The sequence below is a fragment of the Xanthomonas sp. CFBP 8443 genome, from assembly GCF_025666195.1.
Lineage (GTDB): Bacteria > Pseudomonadota > Gammaproteobacteria > Xanthomonadales > Xanthomonadaceae > Xanthomonas_A.
Window position 1 is genome coordinate 1936809 of sequence record NZ_CP102592.1, and the last position, 18200, is coordinate 1955008.

17 protein-coding genes and 1 tRNA gene are annotated in these 18200 nt (G+C 70.8%); 11 read left to right on the plus strand and 7 right to left on the minus strand.

Annotated features, from left to right (window positions below; all coding sequences use genetic code 11):
- The first annotated feature begins 280 nt into the window (after nt 1-280).
- The 3 genes from NUG20_RS08335 (at nt 281) to NUG20_RS08345 (ending at nt 2842) form a co-directional block, all read left to right on the plus strand.
- Nucleotides 281-1945, plus strand: coding sequence for a methyl-accepting chemotaxis protein (locus NUG20_RS08335; protein ID WP_263397888.1), 1665 nt, complete (start codon nt 281-283; stop codon nt 1943-1945).
- Between the two features lie 10 nt (nt 1946-1955).
- Nucleotides 1956-2486 (plus strand): chemotaxis protein CheW, encoded by a 531-nt coding sequence (locus NUG20_RS08340; RefSeq protein ID WP_263397889.1) that lies wholly within the window; start codon nt 1956-1958, stop codon nt 2484-2486.
- Nucleotides 2487-2674: 188 nt separating this feature from the next.
- Nucleotides 2675-2842: a hypothetical protein gene (locus NUG20_RS08345; protein ID WP_263397890.1), complete on the plus strand. Its 168-nt coding sequence runs from the start codon at nt 2675-2677 to the stop codon at nt 2840-2842.
- A gap of 129 nt (nt 2843-2971) precedes the next feature.
- Here NUG20_RS08345 and NUG20_RS08350 read toward each other — a convergent pair.
- Nucleotides 2972-3047 (minus strand) — tRNA-Ala (locus tag NUG20_RS08350).
- Nucleotides 3048-3338: 291 nt separating this feature from the next.
- On the opposite strand from NUG20_RS08350, the gene NUG20_RS08355 reads away from it, so the two are divergent.
- A complete protein-coding gene (locus NUG20_RS08355) occupies nt 3339-3743 on the plus strand; it encodes an H-NS histone family protein (protein WP_263397891.1) in 405 nt (134 codons plus the stop codon).
- Between the two features lie 282 nt (nt 3744-4025).
- Here NUG20_RS08355 and rnd read toward each other — a convergent pair whose 3' ends face one another.
- On the minus strand, nt 4026-5108 hold the full coding sequence (rnd, locus tag NUG20_RS08360) for a ribonuclease D (RefSeq protein WP_263397892.1): 1083 nt from the start codon (nt 5106-5108) through the stop codon (nt 4026-4028).
- A gap of 140 nt (nt 5109-5248) precedes the next feature.
- Between rnd and NUG20_RS08365 the strand changes: the two genes are divergently transcribed.
- Both NUG20_RS08365 and NUG20_RS08370 read left to right on the plus strand, forming a co-directional pair.
- A complete protein-coding gene (locus NUG20_RS08365) occupies nt 5249-7099 on the plus strand; it encodes a formylglycine-generating enzyme family protein (protein WP_263397893.1) in 1851 nt (616 codons plus the stop codon).
- A gap of 82 nt (nt 7100-7181) precedes the next feature.
- A complete protein-coding gene (locus NUG20_RS08370) occupies nt 7182-8093 on the plus strand; it encodes a M48 family metallopeptidase (RefSeq protein WP_263397894.1) in 912 nt (303 codons plus the stop codon).
- 111 nt (nt 8094-8204) lie between these two features.
- Here the strand turns inward: NUG20_RS08370 and NUG20_RS08375 are convergent, their stop codons facing one another.
- Nucleotides 8205-9953, minus strand: coding sequence for a vWA domain-containing protein (locus tag NUG20_RS08375; RefSeq protein ID WP_263397895.1), 1749 nt, complete (start codon nt 9951-9953; stop codon nt 8205-8207).
- 175 nt (nt 9954-10128) lie between these two features.
- Between NUG20_RS08375 and NUG20_RS08380 the strand changes: the two genes are divergently transcribed.
- Nucleotides 10129-10617 (plus strand): DUF6491 family protein, encoded by a 489-nt coding sequence (locus tag NUG20_RS08380; RefSeq protein ID WP_263397896.1) that lies wholly within the window; start codon nt 10129-10131, stop codon nt 10615-10617.
- Between the two features lie 40 nt (nt 10618-10657).
- Here the strand turns inward: NUG20_RS08380 and NUG20_RS08385 are convergent, their stop codons facing one another.
- The 4 genes from NUG20_RS08385 to NUG20_RS08400 all read right to left on the minus strand — a co-directional run bounded on the left by NUG20_RS08385 (nt 10658) and on the right by NUG20_RS08400 (nt 14410).
- Complete coding sequence (locus tag NUG20_RS08385; protein ID WP_263397897.1) at nt 10658-10936, minus strand: oxidative damage protection protein; 279 nt, start codon at nt 10934-10936, stop codon at nt 10658-10660.
- Nucleotides 10937-10966: 30 nt separating this feature from the next.
- Nucleotides 10967-12028: an A/G-specific adenine glycosylase gene (mutY, locus tag NUG20_RS08390; RefSeq protein WP_263397898.1), complete on the minus strand. Its 1062-nt coding sequence runs from the start codon at nt 12026-12028 to the stop codon at nt 10967-10969.
- Nucleotides 12029-12192: 164 nt separating this feature from the next.
- Complete coding sequence (ftsY, locus tag NUG20_RS08395; protein WP_263397899.1) at nt 12193-13539, minus strand: signal recognition particle-docking protein FtsY; 1347 nt, start codon at nt 13537-13539, stop codon at nt 12193-12195.
- Between the two features lie 163 nt (nt 13540-13702).
- A complete protein-coding gene (locus NUG20_RS08400) occupies nt 13703-14410 on the minus strand; it encodes an AraC family transcriptional regulator (RefSeq protein ID WP_263397900.1) in 708 nt (235 codons plus the stop codon).
- A 173-nt stretch (nt 14411-14583) separates the two neighbouring features.
- Here NUG20_RS08400 and NUG20_RS08405 point away from each other — a divergent pair, with 173 nt between their 5' ends.
- From NUG20_RS08405 to NUG20_RS08420, 4 genes are read left to right on the plus strand one after another with little or no spacing between them, the layout of a single operon-like run.
- Nucleotides 14584-15525 carry a 4-hydroxyproline epimerase gene (locus tag NUG20_RS08405; RefSeq protein WP_263397901.1) on the plus strand — a complete coding sequence of 314 codons (942 nt, stop codon included), beginning with the start codon at nt 14584-14586 and terminating at the stop codon, nt 15523-15525.
- The gene (locus NUG20_RS08410; protein ID WP_263397902.1) at nt 15522-16622 is read left to right on the plus strand and encodes an NAD(P)/FAD-dependent oxidoreductase; all 1101 of its coding nucleotides are present in this window, start codon (nt 15522-15524) and stop codon (nt 16620-16622) included. Before NUG20_RS08405 ends, NUG20_RS08410 begins: the two co-directional genes overlap by 4 nt.
- Nucleotides 16623-16630: 8 nt before the next feature.
- Nucleotides 16631-16867 carry a 2Fe-2S iron-sulfur cluster-binding protein gene (locus tag NUG20_RS08415; RefSeq protein WP_263398421.1) on the plus strand — a complete coding sequence of 79 codons (237 nt, stop codon included), beginning with the start codon at nt 16631-16633 and terminating at the stop codon, nt 16865-16867.
- Nucleotides 16860-18200, plus strand: a complete 1341-nt coding sequence (locus NUG20_RS08420) for an NAD(P)/FAD-dependent oxidoreductase (protein WP_263397903.1) — start codon at nt 16860-16862, stop codon at nt 18198-18200. Before NUG20_RS08415 ends, NUG20_RS08420 begins: the two co-directional genes overlap by 8 nt.

The window sequence follows — 18200 nt, forward strand, 5'->3', positions numbered from 1 at the left end:
CTTTGCCGACCGAAGAGCCTCGCCCAGAAAGGTCCTATCCGTATTCAGCGAAGGTCCGCCGTCGCCCGCGTCTGTGCGCAATTCCGCACTTGTGGTGGCGATTAAAGGGGAATCGGGGAGCGCCGATAGCTCTCAGGCAACGGGCGATGCAGCGCTACGCAGCGCATCGCTGCAGTCCGCACGTTGATGCTCGTTTCCGAGCCCAGCAGGGTGCAACGGGAAGGACATCCGGACGCGTCGTCTTGGCGCGGTCGTTACCAAACAAATCGGGGAAGACATCATGTTGGGCAATATGAAGATCGGTATCAGGCTTACCTGCGCGTTCCTGATCGTGGCCGCCATCGGCGCCTGCATCGGCGCGATCGGCATCCGCAATTCAGGACGCATCAACGACTACGCCACGCAGTTGTACGAGCGCGAACTGGTCGGCCTGTCCAATATCAAGGAAGCCAACATCAACCTGATCTACGCCGGCCGCGCGCGCTCCAACCTGCAGCTGTCGACCACGCAAGAGGACCGTGCCAAGCACCTGGCCAGCATCGACAAGTACACCGCGAACGTGGTCGATTACGTCGCCAAGGCGCGCGTTTCGTTCAGCAGCCCGGAGTCCAAGGCCAAGCTGGCGCGTTTCGACGAGGTATGGAAGCAGTACTTGCTGCATCGCGGCCAGTTCATCGAAAAGGTCGCCAAGGAGCCGCTGCAGGAAGCCAATCCGGAACTCATCGCGCTGTCGGCCTCGGTGCGCAGCGCCTCCGACGAGCTCGACGTGCTGATGAGCGAACTGGCCACCATCAAGGAAGCCCGCGCGGCCGAGGCAAGCGCGGAAACCGGCGCGATCCATGTCAGCGGCGCCAGGATGCTGACCGCGATCATCATCGGCGGCGTGTTGCTCGGCGTGTGCCTGGGCTTCTTCATCAGCCGCAGCGTGACCAAGCCGATCGGCAAGGCGGTGGACGTGGCCAATGCGCTGGCCGACGGCGACCTGAGCGTCGTGATCGAAACCACTTCGAAGGACGAGGCGGGCCAGTTGCTGCTGGCGATGCGGCGCATGGTCGAGAAGCTGCAGCAGGTGGTCGGCGAGGTCAACGCCAGCGCGCAGACCCTGGCCGGCGCGTCGGAGGAGGTCAGCGCCACCGCGCAGTCGCTGAGCCAGGCCTCGACCGAGCAGGCCGCGGGCGTGGAGGAAACCAGTGCATCGCTGGAGCAGATGACCGCGTCGATCGGGCAGAACACCGAGAACGCGCGCATCACCGACGGCATGGCCGCGCAGGCCGCCAAGGAAACCGTGGAAGGCGGCGAAGCGGTGGTCGCCACCGTGGCGGCGATGAAGCAGATCGCGCAGAAGATCGGCATCATCGACGACATCGCCTACCAGACCAACCTGCTCGCGCTCAACGCGGCGATCGAGGCCGCGCGCGCCGGCGAGCACGGCAAGGGCTTCGCCGTCGTCGCTGCGGAAGTGCGCAAGCTGGCCGAGCGCAGCCAGGTCGCCGCACAGGAGATCGGCGAAGTGGCCGGTTCCAGCGTCGAGCTGGCGGAAAAGGCCGGGCGCCTGCTGGAGACCATCGTGCCCAGCATCAAGCGGACCTCCGACCTGGTGCAGGAAATCGCCGCGGCCTCGCTGGAGCAGTCCTCCGGCGTGGCGCAGATCAACTCGGCGGTGGTGCAGCTGAGCCAGACCACGCAGCAGAACGCCACCGCGTCCGAGGAACTGGCCGCGACCGCCGAGGAAATGAGTTCGCAGGCCGAGTACCTGCAGCAGTCGATGGCGTTCTTCCGCCTGGGCCATGGCGAGGCACCGCGCCCGCCGCGCGCAGCCGACAAGCCCAGCGCCAAGGCGCTCGGCAGCAGCCGCATCGAGCCCAAGCGCGTGCGTCCGCGTGCGCCGCAGCCGGCGTACGCGATGACGGCGGGTCCGGACGAATCGCAGTTCGCCAGCTTCTGAGGAGCACGCCATGCGCGCACAACTTGGCAACGCAGCGGCCGTGCCGCTGGACGCGGATCCGGCGCTGGCGTCGGTCCCGGCGCAGTTCCTGACCTTCCAACTGGAACAGGAACTGTTCGGCCTGAACATCGACGGCATCCACGAGATCATCGAATACCGTCCGCCGACCGCGGTGCCGACCATGCCTGCCTGCGTGCGCGGCGTGATCAACCTGCGCGGCGCGGTGGTGCCGGTGGTGGACCTGCAACTGCGGCTCGGCCGCGCGCCCAGCCGCGTCACCCGGCGCAGCTGCATCGTGATCGTGACCGCAGAGGACGCCGGCACCACCCAAGCGTTCGGCCTGCTGGTCGATGCGGTCAGCGCAGTGCTGGACATCCCGGCGCAGCAGATCGAGGCGGCGCCGTCGTTCGGCAGCGGCATCCGCCAGGAGTTGCTGCAGGGCATGGGCAAGCTGGAGGACCGCCTGGTGATCCTGCTGGACCGCGCGCGCCTGCTGCGCGTGGACGACATCGCCGAGACGGCGCTGCCGGCCGCGGCCTGAGGGCGGAAGAGTGCACCGATCGCGTGGCATACGCCGACGCGATGCGCGAGAGTCGGTGCATGGTCGCGCGGCTGTTTGCAGGAAGGCACGTCATCCGCATCGAAGGCTGCGCCGTGATACGCGCATCACGGCTGCCTCGCTAGTGTTTGCGGGACAGGGCATGCGCCCGCCACAGCGAGGTCCGGACCATGGCAGACAAAGACAAGCAGCAGCAGGGCAAGCAGCAAGGAATCCAGGAGGGCCGACAGGACCGGGCGCAGGACGAGGTGGCCAAGCAGCGCCCCGGTCTGGAGGACCAGAAGCTGCGCGAAGCGCACGAGCGCGGGCCCAAGTCCGGCAACGACCAGGCCGGCTGAGCCGTACGTCGCGGACCGGCTGGTCCGCCAGCCTGCGGCGCAGGGCAACGGTGCGCTGGCATCCCGCAGGCGGCACCCCGAAGACACAAAAAAGCCCCGGAGTCGCCTCCGGGGCTTTCGTCTGAAAAGTGGTGGAGCGGAAGGGGATCGAACCCTCGACCTTCGCATTGCGAACGCGACGCTCTCCCAGCTGAGCTACCGCCCCACATCAGACGCGTAGTCTAACTGGCCCGGGGCATGCGTGCCAAGAGGGCGATGCGGATCGGCGGCGGCGCTGCGTCCCAAGCGCGGCGCGAGGCGGCGGCAAGCCAGGGCGCCGCATGCGCGATCGTCGCCGCGTCCGGCTGCGGCCGAAGTAGGGAATGCGGCGCCGCATTTGGGCAACCGCCTAACGGAGTCGATATAATCGCAGGTCGAAATCCTCGTCAGACGATTTCGTCGTTCCGGATGAAATATTCCGTCCGTTCCAAATCTTTTATTCACGGGTCCTTGAAAAATGACGGAAGTTCGCAACTTGCAACAAATCGCCGAAGCCAAGGCCAAGCTGCAGGAAGAGATGCGCAAGCTGGAAGAGCAGGAGAAGCAGGCGCGCGAAGGCGAGACCAGCGCTGCGCATGCCAACGTGCTGTCGCTGCTGGAGCAGTTCGCCGAGTTCTTCAGCGCCAAGCAGCGCAACGAGATCGCCGCCTACGTGACCAGCGCCGCGCCGAAGGCCGCCAGCGCCAAGTCCGCCGGTGGCCGCAGCGAGGTCAAGCCGAAGTACCAGCTGCCGCATACCGGCGAGACCTGGTCCGGCCGTGGCCGCACGCCGAAGGCGTTCGCCGCCTGGGAAGGCACCGCCGCCTACAACGAATGGAAGGCGCGCCACCCGGATCTGAAGTTCCCGCTGGTCAAATACTGATCGGGCGAAAAAGGCCAGGTATCCCCTGGCCTTTTTTATGGGCGAGGGTTTTATGCGCGGCATTGCCGCCGCTTGCGTTTCTCCACGATAAACCGCGGCGGAGAAATCGAACGGTGCATGGAAGGCGCATGGAATGATCCAAGCCTGATGGCGGCATCTTCTCCACCGTCGCGGCTGCAGGGGGCGATGTGCGTAGGCAACCAACCCTGTAGGAGCGGCTTCAGCCGCGACAGGCGTTACCGGTAACGCCTGTCGCGGCTGAAGCCGCTCCTACAAATGCCTTCAGATCTTGCCCAGCAGCGGCTGCAGCGTCGCTTCCAGTTCGCGGCGGCGCCAGCCGGCCAGCGGTTGCGGCCATTGCCCGCTTTCCAGCAGCGCTTCCAGGTGCTTGCGCGAGGCCAGCAGGCCGTCGGGCAGGCCCAGTTCGGCGCTGCGTGCGGATACCGCGTCCTGCAGGCGCTTCAATGCCGCCTTGTTGTCGTCGCTGGCGGCCAGCGCCAGCGGTGCCTCGGCTTCGTCGGGCAGTGGCGTGGTCAGCGCCTGCCACAATGCGTCGCCGAGCTTGCGCGGCGCCTTGGGATGCTTGTCGAGCAGCGCCTGCAGGCCGTTGCGGTCGTCCGGCGGGAAACGCGCCAGGGTGGCGGCCAGTTCGTTGTCCAGGATCCAGCTGCGCGGCTTGTCGCTGTGCCGGGCCTGTACGTCGCGCCAGCGCAGCAGGCGCAGCAGGCGCTGTTGCGACGGCGGATCCATGAACTGCGCCGCGCGCATGCCCAGGTGCGGCCAGCGCTCGCCTTCGTCGTGCTCCACGGTGCCGAGCAGGCGTTCGCCGTCCTCGTGCAGCCAGGCGCTGCGGTCCAGCGCCTGCAGCCGCTGCTGCAACGCGTCGTGGATCGCGAACAGGTGGCGCACGTCGTCGGCGGCGTATTCCAGCTGCGCCGGCGACAGCGGGCGGCGCAGCCAGTCCGAGCGGGTCTCGCCCTTGGCCAGGTGCACGCCGGTGATCTCCAGCACCAGCTTCTGGTAGCCCATGCCGGCGCCGATGCCGGCCAGGCCGGCGCCGATCTGGGTATCGAACAACGGCCGCGGCAGCGCGCCGCAGGCGCACTTGAACGCGACCAGGTCTTCGCTGGCGCTGTGCATGACCTTGAGGATGGCAGGGTCCGACAACCACGGCGCCAGCGCCTGCGGCATGCCGGGGATCAGCGGATCGATCAGCAGGATCTCGTCGGCCACCGCCATCTGCACCAGCGCCAGCTGCGGCCAGTAGGTGCGTTCGCGGACGAATTCGGTATCCAGGCCGATCCTGGCCGGGCGCTGCGCCAGCCGTTCGGTCAGCTCGGCGGGTTGCTTGATCCAATAGGGCACGTGGTTTCCGTCGAATGCAGGGTTTGCTCAGGCAGGCGAGAATAGCCTAACGTCGGCCCGCCGGCCGTACGGACGTCGATGGCGCGGATGTCGTCGGAAGGCAAATGTCGTTTGGAGGATGCGTGCGCACGAGCGGTTCTGTGATCGCCTGGACCCTGCTGGCCGCGCTGCTGGGCGGCTGCACCGGGCAGGCGCCCGCGCCTGCGCCTGCCAAGCCGGCGCCGCAGGCCAGGCCCGCGCCGGCCAAGCCGGTGCAGGCGCCCAGCGTCACCATCGGCGGCGAGGATGCGGCGGAGACGGTGGCGCGCTGGCAGCCGCCGCTGCCGACGCTCGATCGCGGCGGCCTGGCCCAGGCGCGGCGCGATGCCGCGCGCGCACTGGCCGAAGACCGCCTGTTCGAGGACCCGCAATCGGCGATCCCGCTGTACCTGGCGATCCGCGCGCTGGCGCCGGAGGACAAGGTGGCGCGCGACGGCCTGCGCAAGGCGCGGTTGCGGTTGCTGCAACTCGGCGATGCGCTGCTGCACGCGTCGGAGCAGCAGGAGCAGGCACTGGAGCGCGCTGGCCTCATCGCGATGGTGGCGCTGTCGCTGGATGCCGACGATCCGGCGGTGCGGCGCCTGCAGCAGCGGGTGGAGGTCGCGCTGCGGGTGCTGGCCTACAACCGTGCCGGCGAGGAGGATCTGCGCGCCGGCAGGCTCGGCGAGGACGGCAACGGCGCATTGGCCAACTTCCGCGAAGCGCTGCAGCTGGACGCCGACGATGCGCGCGCGCGGCAGGGCGTGGCGGCGGTGGAGAGCGCGGTGATCCGGCGCGCCGAGGCGGCTGCGGCGGTGTCCGATTTCGCCGCAGCCGGCAGCTGGCTGGCGCGCGCCGCACGCATCCGCGACGGCGCCGCCACGGTGCGCGATGCGCGCGCGCGGGTGGAGGGCGTGCGCACCGCGCGCATCGCCGGCCTGCGCGATGCCGGCCTGCGCGACCTGGCCACGCCGGCCGGGCTGAAGGCCGCGCGCGAGAAGCTGGGCGAGGTGTTGCGCATCGCCGACCCGGGCGATCCGGTGGCGGCGATGCTGCGCGAGCGCATCGACCTGGCCACCCACTACGGCAGCTTCCGCCCCGGCCAGGTGTTCACCGACGGCATGAGCAGCGGCGAGCGCGGGCCGCAGATGATCGTGGTGCCGCACGGCGGCTTCCGCATGGGCGCCAGCGCGACCGAGCCCGGCGCGGTGCCGGCGGAGCAGCCGCAACACTACGTGCGCTTCGAGCGCGGTTTCGCGATGTCGATCACCGAGGTCACCGTGGCCGAGTTCCGCCGTTTCGTCGAGGCCAGCGGCGCGCGGCCGCGCGCGACCCGGCGCGGGCATTCGATCGTCTACGACGAACGCAGCGGCAATTTCGTGCGCCGCAGCGGCACCGACTGGCAATCGGACTACAACGGCGCGCGCGCCGCGCCCAACAGCCCGGTGATGCACGTCAGCGTGCGCGATGCCGAGGCTTATGCGGCATGGCTGTCGCTGCAGACCGGGCGCCACTACCGGCTGCCCAGCGAAGCCGAGTTCGAATATGCGCTGCGCGCCGGCAGCCGCGGCCGCTATCCGTGGGGCAACGCAGGCGTGCCGCCGCGCGGCAGCGGCAACTTCACCGGCGGCGGCGACGTCTCGCCCAGCGGCCGGCACTGGAACAACGCCTTCGTCGGCTACGCCGACGGCTTCTGGGGACCGGCCCCGGTCGCCAGCTTCAAGGCCAATGCCTGGGGCCTGCACGACATGGGCGGCAACCTCAGCGAATGGGTCGCCGATTGCTGGCATTCCAGCTACCGCCGCGCGCCCGCCGACGGCAACGCCTGGTACAACCCCGGCTGCCGCTCGCGGCTGGTGCGCGGCGGCAACTGGGCCAATGCGCCGGAGCAGACCCGTGCCGCGTGGCGGCTGATGCAGGACTCCGACACCACCAGCGCCCGGGTCGGTTTCCGCCTGGTGCGCGGAATTTGACGCGGCCGCGCGGCCGCGGCGGCTACAGTGCGGCGCACGGGCAGGCGCCGTCGCCACCCACCAGCCAGCAAGGGGATTGGACATGAGCAACGTCTTCGGCCGCCAGCGCGGGGAGCAGGGCGGTAGCCGCCGCGGGCCGCTGGGCGGGCTGCGCTGGCTGGTGCTGCTGGGCTTCGCCGTGTACGCGGGGTTCTACTGGTTCTCCAATCGCAGCGAGGACCCGTATACCGGCGAGAAGGTGCTGATCGACAGTTCGCTCGGCGTGGAGGACGAGAAGGCGCTGGGATTGCAGGCCTACCAGGAGATCCTGGCGCAGGAGCGTCCGCTCGATCCGCAATCGAAGGTGGCGCAGCAGGTGCGCGCGATCGCGCAGCGGCTGATCGCCAAGGTCGACGTGGTCGAGGATGCGTTGGCCGCCGAGCACGGCATGCAGGCCAAGCACTATGCGCGCGGTTTCGACTGGGACGTCAACGTGATCGAGTCCGAGCAGGCCAATGCGTTCTGCCTGCCGGGCGGCAAGATGGCGGTCTATACCGGCCTGCTGCCGGTGGCCAAGAACGCCGATGCGGTGGCGGTGGTGATGGGCCACGAGATCGCGCACGCGTTGCTGCGCCATGGCGCGCAGCGCATGGCGCAGCAGAAGCTGACCCAGATCGGGCAGATGGCCGGCGCGGCCAGCGGCATGGATCCGCAACAGCAGCAGATGGCGATGGCGGCGATGGGCTACGGCTACCTGCTGCCGTACGCGCGCAGCCACGAGACCCAGGCCGACGAGGTCGGGCTGATGCTGGCCGCAGCGGCCTGCTTCGATCCGCAGGAGGCCATCCCGCTGTGGGAGCGGATGAGCGCCAGCAGCGGCGGCCAGGCGCCGCCGGAGTTCTCCTCAACGCACCCGAACCCGGGCACGCGGATCCAGAACCTGCAGGCGCTGATGCCCAAGGCGATGGAATACCGGCAGCGCTTCTGCGAAACGGCGAAGACTGCGCAGCGGTAGCGGTAGTAGGCGTCGTAGGCGTCGTAGGCGTGGCGCTCGCGCGCTCGCGCGTGTCGTGCCTAACAGGACTGCGCACGCGGTTGCGTGCGCAGTCCGCCGCCGGTTGCCGGATCAGCGTGTGGACACCTGGACCGGCGTCGCCGCCTCGGGCGCGACCAGCCCTTGCCCGATCGCCAGCAGTTCGACGAACTCGCGGCGGCTGCCGCTGCGGTCCTCGCCGGTCGCCGCGCGCGCCGCGCTGGCCACCTGCGCCCAGCCCCAGCCATCGATGTGCGTGCCGCCGCGCAGCAGGTCGGCGTAGGCGGCGACCGCGGCGGCGAAGCGCAGATCCGCGCTCGGCTGCGTCGTCGCCGACGCGGTGGCGATCGTGCTCTGCAGCAGGCGGCTGCGTTCCTGGCCGGGCAGTTTGTAGCGCAGCCGCAATTGCGCCAGTTCGCCAGCCTGGCGCGGCGCCTGCGGCTGCGCCGGTGCGGCATAGCGCAGGGCCGGCAGGCGCGGCGCCGCGCTGCCAACCGGGGTGATCTCGTACAGCGCGGTGACGCTGTGGCCGGCGCCGATGTCGCCGGCATCGACCTTGTCGTTGGCGAAGTCCTCGCGCGCCAGCAGCCGGTTCTCGTAGCCGATCAGGCGGTACTCAGCGACCTGCGCCGGATTGAACTCGACCTGGATCTTGACGTCGCGGGCGATGGTCAACAGCGTGGCCTGCATCTGCCGCACCAGCACCTTGTGCGCCTCGCGCGCCGAATCGATGTAGGCGTGGTTGCCGTCGCCGACGTCGGCCAGGCGCTCGGCCATCGCATCGTTGTAGTTGCCGCGGCCGAAGCCGAGCGTGCTCAGCGCCACGCCGCTGCGGCGCTGGTCGGCGACCAGGGTTTCCAGCGCGCCCTGGTCGACGGTGCCGACGTTGAAGTCGCCGTCGGTGGCCAGGATCACCCGGTTGCTGCCGCCGGCGACGAAGCCCTGCCGCGCGGTCGCATAGGCCAGGCGGATGCCGTCGCCGCCATTGGTGCTGCCGCCGGCCTGCAGCCGCTCCAGCGCGGCGAGGATCTCGGCATGGCGGTCGCCGGGCGTCGGCGGCAACACCAGCCCGGCGGAGCCGGCGTAGACCACGATCGAGACCCGGTCCTGCGCGCGCAGCTGCGGCACCAGCATGGCGAAGGCCTGCTTGAGCAGGGGCAGCTTGTCCGCCGAGGCCATCGAGCCGGAGGTGTCGATCAGGAACACCAGGTTGGCCGGCGGCAACGCCTGGCGCGGCACGTCGTAGCCCTTGATGCCGATCATCAGCAGCTGCCGCTGCGGATTCCACGGCGCGGCGGCCAGTTCGGTGGTGACGCGGAACGGCGTGTCGGTATCGCGCGGGGCCGGATGCGCGTAGTCGAAGTAGTTGATGAATTCTTCGGCGCGCACCGCGTCGGCCGGTGGGCGCTGGCCGTCGTGCAGCATGCGCCGCACGTTGGTGTAGCTGCCGGTGTCCACGTCGATCGAAAAGGTGGACAGCGGTTGCTCGCGCGCGCTGTGCACGGGGTTGTCGGACGCGTGCTGGTAGTGCTCGCGATCGGCTTGCGGCGGCGGTGCGCTCAGCGGCATGCGCTTGGCCGCCGCATTGCGTGCGTACGACTGTGCCGGCGCGATGGCCCGGGCCGGTGGAGCGGGCGGCGCGGGCGCCGACACCAGTTGCGGCTCGGAGCTTGCCCTGCCTTCGAGCAGCAGCTGCGGCGACGCGTACGTTTCGGTGGCGCTAGCGGCATCCGCCGATGCCGATGCCGGCGTGGCGGTGCGTTCGTCGGCGGTACTGCACCCGGCCAGCAGCGTGGCGAGGATCAGGCAGGTCAGGGTGGGGCGGTGCGGGCGTGGGTGCATGGCGGTGCGCTCGGTGGTGGTCCGATGCTGCAAACGCGCGACGGGCGGGATCGGGGTTGGCCGGCGCTCGCTGCCGTGCGCGCGGCGCATGCCTTCACGCTGGATGCGCCTGGTTTGCACATGGCCTGGCAACGGCGGGTGCATCATGCGTCCATCGCCACCGGGAGCATTCGCCATGAACCGCCTCTTGCCGCCGTTGCTCGGACTGGCCGTGCTGCTGGCCGGCTGCGCCACCAACCGCCTCAGCGATGCCGAGCGCCTGTCGCTGTACCGCGCCAACGCCGGCGCGCCGGTGCGCCACTTCCAGTACTTCAACCGGCTCAGCGGCTGGACCGCGCTGGGCGACAGCGCGCTGGCGGTGTGGACGCGCCCGAACCAGGCCTATCTGCTGGAGCTCAGCGGCCGCTGCATGGATCTGGATTTCGCTCCGTCGATCGCCATCACCCATTTCGGCAGCCGGGTTTCGGCGCGGTTCGACGACGTCATCGTGTTCGGCGGTTCCTCGCGCACGATCCGGCTGCCGTGCCGCATCCAGAGCGTCCGTCCGCTCGATGTGAAGGCGCTGCGGATGTCGGAGAAGGAGTTGCGCGAGGCGAAGATGCAGGCGCGCGCGGAGCAGGCGCCGGACGAGAAGGCGGCCGACGAGAACGCGCCGGACGAATAGCGCCGGCGCCAGGCATCGTGCGCGCCGCGGCGCACACGGCTCAGGATTCCTGTTCGGGTTCCACGTAGCCTTCGGGCTTGGCGGCGCCGCCCTGGAACAGGAATTTCTCCAGTTCCGTCTCCAGAAACGCGCGGTGCTTGGGGTCGCGCGGCGACAAGCGGTTCTCGTTGATCAGCATGGTCTGGTGCGCCAGCCATGCCTGCCAGCCGGCCTTGCCGATCTGCGCGAACACGCGCTGGCCGAGTTCGCCGGGATACGGCACGTAGTCGAGGCCTTCGGCGTCGCGTTGCTGGTACTGGCAGAAGACGGTGCGGGACATGGCGGTTCCTGGTGGCGCGGCGGGCGACGATCAGAGGCCGTCGAGCAGTTTGCGGATCGGCGCGGGCAGGCCGAGCGCGGACAAGTCGGCGCGCGCGACCCAGCGCAGGTCGTCATTGTCGCGCACTGCGTCGCGCAAGGCGACCTTGCGCAGGCGCAGCGGCTGCAGGTGCAGGCGATAGTGGCTGAAGGTGTGGACGATGGGCGGCATCGGCTCGGCGTCGTCGAAGGCGCGGCCGCGGGTCTCGCGCTCGAGCCAGGCGCGCAGTTCGGTCTCGCTGTCCGCCTGCGGCAGCGTCCACAGCGAGGCCCAGATGCCGCTCGGCGGACGCCGCTGCAGCAGCAGTTCGCCGGCGGCGTTCTCCAGCAGCAGCGCCAGCGCCTCGCGCTCGGGCAGGGTCTTGCCCGGCTTGGGCGTGGGCAGCGCCTCGACCAGGCCGTCGCGGCGCGCCACGCAGTCGTCCTGCAGCGGACACAGCACGCAGGCCGGGTTGGCGCGGGTGCACAGGGTGGCGCCGAAATCCATCTGCGCCTGGGTGTAGTCGGCCATGCGCCCGTCGGCGACCACGGCCACGTGCGCCTGCGCGATCGCCCACAGCGGCTTCTCCACCGCCGGCAGGCCCGGATAGCCGGCAATGCCGTGGTAGCGGGTCAGCACGCGCTTGACGTTGCCGTCCAGGATCGGGAAGCGGTCGTTCCAGGCCTGGCTCAGGATGGCGCCGGCGGTGCTGCGGCCGATGCCGGGCAGCGCGTGCAGCGCGTCGAAATCGCGCGGCAGCTCGCCGCCGTGCAGCTCCACGCAGCGCTTGGCGGCGGCGTGCAGGTTGCGCGCGCGGGCGTAGTAGCCCAGCCCGGCCCACTGCGCCATCACCGCATCGGTACCGGCCGCGGCCAGGTCGGGCAGGCTCGGGAAGTGCTGCAAGAAGCGCAGGAAATACGGGATCACCACCGCGACCTGGGTCTGCTGCAGCATGATCTCCGACAGCCATACCCGGTAGGGACTGCGCGGGTGCTGCCAGGGCAGGTCGTGACGGCCGGAGCGGTCGAACCAGGCGAGCAGGCGGGGGGCGAAGGTGTCTGGGGGCTGGCTCATGCTGGCATCGAGTCGTTCCTTCTCCCATCGGGAGAAGGTGCCCCGCAGGGGCGGATGAGGGTACGGGCGAAGCCTGTGCGGTTCGGGCAGCGCAAGTGCCTGCGCCAGCGGACTTTGCCGTACCCTCACCCCAACCCCTCTCCCGGTGGGAGAGGGGCTTTAGGTCAGGCGCCGAGCGCTTCCGGCAGCAGCGCGTCGACGAAGGCTTCGGCGTCGAACACGCGCAGGTCTTCCGGGCGCTCGCCGATGCCGGCGAAACGGATCGGGATGCCGAACTCGCGCGCCAGCGCGAACACCACGCCGCCCTTGGCAGTGCCGTCGAGCTTGGTCACCACCAGCCCGGTGACGCCGACCGCGGCGTGGAACTGGCGCAGCTGCGACAGCGCGTTCTGGCCGGTAGTGCCGTCGATCACCATCAGCACTTCGTGCGGCGCGGCCGGGTCGATCTTGCCGAGCACGCGGCGGATCTTGCCCAGCTCGTTCATCAGCCCGGTCTGGGTGTGCAGGCGCCCGGCGGTGTCGGCGATCAGCACCTCGGTGCCGCGCGCCTTGCCGGCCTGCAGCGCATCGAACGCGACCGAGGCGGCGTCGGCGTTCTGGCCCTGCGCGATCACGGTCACGCCGTTGCGGTCGCCCCAGGCCTGCAGCTGCGCCACCGCGGCGGCGCGGAAGGTGTCGCCGGCGGCCAGCATCAGGCTGTGGCCCTCGTCCTTGAAGCGCTTAGCCAGCTTGCCGATGGTGGTGGTCTTGCCGACGCCGTTGACGCCGACGGTGAGCACCACGAAGGGCTTGGCGCTGCGGTCGATCTGCAGCGGCCTGGCGACCGGCTGCAGGATCGCGATCAGGTCGGCGCGCAGCGCGCGCAGCAGCGCCTGGGCGTCGACGAATTCGCGCGCCTTCATGCGCTTGCGCAGGTTCTCGATCAGCGCCGTGGTCGCCGGCACGCCGACGTCGGCGCTGATCAGCGCGGTCTCGATCTCGTCGAGCAGGTCGTCGTCGAGCTTGGGATTGCGCGAGAACAGGCCGCCGAAGCTGCGCGCGATGGTGCTGTTGCGCAGGCGTTCGCGCCAACCGGACTTGCCGGCCGCGGCGGCGGGCGGCGCGTCGGCGCGCACGTCGAAGGCCGCCGCGAAGGCCGCGGCCGGATCGGCAAGCGGCGCCGCCGCAGCCGGGGCCGGGGCCGCCATTGGCGCCGGCACGCGCGTCTCGGGCGGCGGCGTGGGCGCCTGCGGCGGGAGCGCGACGTGGCCAGGCGCGGGAATGGGATCGGGCGCGGCCGTGGGCGCATCGCGCAGGGCGGCGGGCGCGGCGACCTCGGGCGGCGGCGATGCCGGGGCGGCTTCGGCCGCGGGCGCAGCAGGAGCAGCCGGTGCCGGCGTTGCGGCTTCAGTTGCGGCTTCGCCGGCCGACTTGGGGAAGGCGGCGGCCAGTTCCTCGATGCTGTAGCGCTGGGTGCTGCGGCTGTCGCCAGCGTTGTCCTGGGGCTTGTTGCGGCGGAATAGGCTGACCATGGGTAACGCGTGGACCTTAAACCATGAATGCTACCACTTGCGCCTGTTAGGCCCTTGTGGGGCCGGGATTCGAGATTGGAGATTCGCAAGGGGCGCTGCATTGCGGAGTTGCGGGAACGCCGCTTTTACGAATCCCCAATCCCCAATCCCCAATCCCAGCCCCTCAGAGCTTCCCCTTCATCGACCGGTAGTCCCGCGGCGTCATCCCCACCGTGGCCTTGAACTGGCGCGCGAACGCGCTCTGGTCGGCGAAGCCGCAGGCCTGGCCGATGCTGGCGATGCTGTCCTCGCCGTGCAGCAGGCGCATCGCCGCTTCGATCCGCATCTTGGTCAGCAGTTGCTGCGGGGTCAGCTGGAACACGCGGCGGAAGTGCCGCTCCAGCTGCGCCACCGACAGTTCCGCCAGGTCGGCCAGGGTCTGCACGCGCAGGTTGTCGCCGTAGTGGATCTGCATGTGCTCCATCGCGCGGCTGATGCGTTCGTAGGCGGAGTGGCGGCTGTCGGGCTGGCCCAGGTCGCGGGAGATGCCGACCACGCCGATCACCTCGTTGTGCTCGCACAGCGGGCGCTTGAAGGTCAGGCACCAGCCGGGGGTGCGGTTCGGGAACAGGTGCACTTCCAGCTGGTTCTCGATCATCTCCCCGCACAGCACGCGCCGGTCCTGCATCAGGTAGCTGCCGCCCAGCGGCAGCGGGAACACTTCCAGCGCCGATTTGCCGATCAGGTCGGTGCGGTATTTCTTGCCCAGGCGCCGCACCAGGGTCAGATTGACGTGGGTGTAGCGGCCGTCGCGGTCCTTGACGAAGAACACCACGTCCGGCAACGCATCGAACAGCGTCTGCATTTCCAGCGCCGAAATCATCGTCTCCATCTGCATTCACCGGGCGGTTGTAGGCTGTTGCGACAGGTACGCCGCGGCGTACCCCTGTAGGTCGATCCTAGCCTATGTGGGGCGCCCCGGGCGATTGGGGTTGTGCGAACTTCCGCATTTATGACAGGCAAACGCTGCTAGCCCGCGGCAGCCCGGAATGTGAGCATGGGCCTATGCATACACTCGATGTGATCGACTCGCATACCGGCGGCGAACCGACCCGTGTCGTCGTCGCCGGCTTTCCCGACCTGGGCACCGGCCCGCTCGCGCAACGGCGCGATCTGTTCCGCGATCGTTTCGATCGCTGGCGCAGCGCCATCGCCTGCGAGCCGCGCGGCTCGGACACGATGGTCGGCGCGCTGCTGCTGCCGCCGATCGCCGCCGACGCCTGCGCCGCGGTGATCTTCTTCAACAACGTCGGTTACCTGGGCATGTGCGGCCACGGCACCATCGGCCTGGTGCGCACGCTGGCCGACATGGGCCGGCTGGCGCCGGGTACGCATCGCCTGGAGACGCCGGTGGGCACGGTCGGGGTGGAACTGCACGGCGACGGACGGGTGTCGGTGGACAACGTGGAGAGCTACCGCCACGCCAGCGGCATCGAAGTGCAGGTGCCCGGCTACGGCCGCGTGCGCGGCGATGTGGCCTGGGGCGGCAACTGGTTCTTCATCACCGAACAGACCCCGTGCGCGCTGGAACTGCGCAACCAGCGCGCGCTGACCGCCTACACCGAGGCGCTGCGGCTGGCGCTGGAGGCGGCCGGCATCCGCGGCGCCGACGACGGCGAGATCGACCATATCGAGATCAACGGTCCGGCGCCGGACGCCAGCGCCGATGCGCGCAACTTCGTGCTGTGCCCGGGGCTGGCCTACGACCGCTCGCCGTGCGGCACCGGCACCAGCGCCAAGCTGGCGTGCCTGGCCGCCGACGGCAAGCTGGCCGCCGGCCAGGTGTGGCGCCAGCAGGGCATCCTCGGCAGCCTGTTCGAAGCCAGCTACGTGCCGGGCACCCGCGGCGTGCTGCCGCGGATCACCGGGCAGGCCCACCTCACCGCGCGCGCGCAGCTGCTGATCGATCCGCAGGATCCGTTCGCCTGGGGCATCGGCGCCGAATGAGCGGCTTCGACCTGATCGTCGTCGGCGCCGGCATCGTCGGCGCAGCCTGCGCCGATGCGGCCGCGGCCGCTGGCCTGCGGGTGGCGATCGTCGAGTCGGGCAGCATCGGCGGCGGCTCCACCGCCGCGGCGATGGGCCATCTGGTGGCGATGGACGATGACCCGGCGGAACTGGCGCTGTCGGCGTATTCGCTGCGCCTGTGGGAACAATTCGCGCAGCTGCCGGAGGCCGAGTACAGCCGCTGCGGCACGCTGTGGGTGGCGCGGCAGGCGCGCGAGCTGGAGGCGATCCCGGCCAAGATCCAGCGCCTGGCCGCCGCCGGCGTGCGCGCCGAGGCGATCGGCGCCGAGGCGCTGTACCAGTTGGAGCCGGCATTGGTGCCGGGCCTGGCCGGCGGCATGCGCGTGGCCGCCGAGGCGGTGGTGTATCCGCCGCGGATGGCGCGGCACCTGGTCGGCCGCGCGCTCGCCGCCGGTGCGCAGCTTTTCGCCGGGCGCCGCGCGCTGGCGCTGGCCGCCGACGGGCTGCGCCTGGACGACGGCAGCCGCCTGAGCGGGCCGGTGCTGGTCGCCACCGGCTGCGCGCTACCGGAGCTGCTGCCGGAACTGCCGATGCGGGCGCGCAAGGGCCAGTTGGTGATCACCGACCGCTATCCCGGCTTCGTCGGCCATCAGTTGCTGGAGCTGGGCTATGCCGACAGCGCGCACGGCAGCGACGGCAGCAGCGTGGCGTTCAACGTGCAGCCGCGGCCGACCGGACAGATCCTGATCGGCTCCTCGCGCGAATTCGACGCCAGCGACCGCGGCGTGTCGATGCCGATGCTGCAGCGCATGCTCGAGCGCGCGTTCGCGTTCCTGCCCGGGCTGCGCCAGTTGCAGGCGATCCGGGTCTGGACCGGACTGCGTCCGGCCACGCCGGACGGCCGTCCGTACCTGGGCGCGGTGCCGCAGCGCAACGGCGTGTGGGTCGCCGCCGGCCACGAAGGCCTGGGCGTGACCACCGCGCTGGGCAGCGCACGGCTGCTGCTGGATCTGCTGCTGCAGCGACCTCCCGCACTGGACCCGGCGCCGTTCGCGCCGGCGCGGGCGCTGTCGTGAGCGCGCCGATGCTGCGCCTGCAGGTCAACGGCCAGGCCCTGGAAGTGCTGGCCGGCAGCAGCGTGGCTGCGGCGGTGGCGCAGGTCGCGGTGCATTTCCGCCGCTCGCGCAGCGGCCAGCCGCGCGCGCCGCTGTGCGGCATGGGCGTGTGCAGCGAATGCCGGGTGCGCATCGACGGCGTCGGCCAGTTGCGCGCCTGCATCACCCCGGCGCGCGACGGCATGCAGGTGTGGACCGATGGCTGAGCCGCGCGCGCTGCATTACGACGTGGTCGTGGCCGGCGCCGGTCCGGCCGGCCTGGCGGCGGCGTTGGCCGCGGCCGGGCACGGCCGGCGCGTGGCGCTGGTCGACCTGCAGGCGCGCGCCGGCGGCCAGATCTGGCGCCACGACGTCGCCCACGCGCCGCCGCGGCTGGCCGCGCGCGTGCTGGCGCAGCTGGCGGCGAGCAAGATCGAATTCCTGTCGCAGACCCAGTTGCTGATGGCGCAGGACCGGCAACTGCTGGCCGATGGCCCGCAGGGCGCGCGCTGGATCGGCTACGACGCGCTGGTGCTGGCCACCGGTGCGCGCGAACTGCTGCTGCCGTTCCCGGGCTGGACCTTGCCCGGCGTCACCGGCGCCGGCGGCGCGCAGGCGCTGGCCAAGCAGGGCTGGCCGCTGGCCGGCAAGCGCGTGCTGGTCGCCGGCAGCGGTCCGCTGTTGCTGGCCAGCGCGGCGACGCTGCGCCGGCACGGCGCGCAGGTGTTGGGCATCGTCGAACAGGCGCCGCTGCGCGCGCTGGCCGGCTTCGCCGCGCAGTTGCCGTGGCGCTGGCCGGACAAGGCGCTGCAGGCGCTGGCGCTGCGCGCGCAACTGGCCGGCGTCGGCTACCACAGCGGCAGCGTGGTGCTGGCCGCGCACGGCGAGGGCCAACTGCAGTCGGTGGAGATCGACGGCCCGCGCGGCCGCCGCCGCATCGACTGCGACCAGCTGGCGGTGGGCTACGGCCTGGTGCCGAACGTGGAGCTGGCGCAGCTGCTCGGCTGCCGCCTGGCGCACAGCGGCGCGCATCCGTGCGTGGCGGTGGACGCGCAACTGCGCACCAGCGTCGAGGGCGTGTACGCGGCCGGCGAAGCGCTGGGCATCGGCGGCCGCGACTGCGCGCGGGTCGAAGGCGCCATCGCCGGGCACCTGGCGGCCGGGCAGGGCGCCGCCGCGCAGGCACTGCACCCGCAACGGCGGCGCGCGCGCGCGTTCGCCACCTTGCTGCAGCGCCACTTCGCGCTGGACCCGCGTATCCACGCGCTGGCCGCGCCGGACACGCTGGTGTGCCGCTGCGAGGACGTGCCGCTGTCGGCGCTGCGCGGCTACGACGATCTGCGCGACGCCAAGCTGGCCACGCGTTGCGGCATGGGCGCCTGCCAGGGCCGCATCTGCGGCAGCGCGCTGACCGAGCTGGGGCTGGCGCCGCGGCGCGACGATTTCTCCGACGACGGCCGCCGGCCGCCGCTGTTCCCGGTGCGGCTGGCCGCGCTGGCCGATTGCCTGCCCAGCGCTTCCCCTCCCGACCACTCCTTCCCAACCCTCGACAAGGTGTAA

Coding starts and splice junctions, on each gene's coding strand:
- NUG20_RS08400 (WP_263397900.1), bottom strand. CDS start 14,410: ATGGAGACGATGATTTCGGCGCTGGAAATGCAGACGCTGTTCGATGCG.
- NUG20_RS08375 (WP_263397895.1), bottom strand. CDS start 9,953: ATGCACCCACGCCCGCACCGCCCCACCCTGACCTGCCTGATCCTCGCC.
- NUG20_RS08410 (WP_263397902.1), top strand. CDS start 15,522: ATGAGCGGCTTCGACCTGATCGTCGTCGGCGCCGGCATCGTCGGCGCA.
- NUG20_RS08385 (WP_263397897.1), bottom strand. CDS start 10,936: ATGTCCCGCACCGTCTTCTGCCAGTACCAGCAACGCGACGCCGAAGGC.
- NUG20_RS08335 (WP_263397888.1), top strand. CDS start 281: ATGTTGGGCAATATGAAGATCGGTATCAGGCTTACCTGCGCGTTCCTG.
- NUG20_RS08420 (WP_263397903.1), top strand. CDS start 16,860: ATGGCTGAGCCGCGCGCGCTGCATTACGACGTGGTCGTGGCCGGCGCC.
- NUG20_RS08345 (WP_263397890.1), top strand. CDS start 2,675: ATGGCAGACAAAGACAAGCAGCAGCAGGGCAAGCAGCAAGGAATCCAG.
- mutY (WP_263397898.1), bottom strand. CDS start 12,028: ATGAGCCAGCCCCCAGACACCTTCGCCCCCCGCCTGCTCGCCTGGTTC.
- NUG20_RS08355 (WP_263397891.1), top strand. CDS start 3,339: ATGACGGAAGTTCGCAACTTGCAACAAATCGCCGAAGCCAAGGCCAAG.
- NUG20_RS08370 (WP_263397894.1), top strand. CDS start 7,182: ATGAGCAACGTCTTCGGCCGCCAGCGCGGGGAGCAGGGCGGTAGCCGC.
- NUG20_RS08380 (WP_263397896.1), top strand. CDS start 10,129: ATGAACCGCCTCTTGCCGCCGTTGCTCGGACTGGCCGTGCTGCTGGCC.
- NUG20_RS08405 (WP_263397901.1), top strand. CDS start 14,584: ATGCATACACTCGATGTGATCGACTCGCATACCGGCGGCGAACCGACC.
- ftsY (WP_263397899.1), bottom strand. CDS start 13,539: ATGGTCAGCCTATTCCGCCGCAACAAGCCCCAGGACAACGCTGGCGAC.
- NUG20_RS08415 (WP_263398421.1), top strand. CDS start 16,631: ATGCTGCGCCTGCAGGTCAACGGCCAGGCCCTGGAAGTGCTGGCCGGC.
- NUG20_RS08340 (WP_263397889.1), top strand. CDS start 1,956: ATGCGCGCACAACTTGGCAACGCAGCGGCCGTGCCGCTGGACGCGGAT.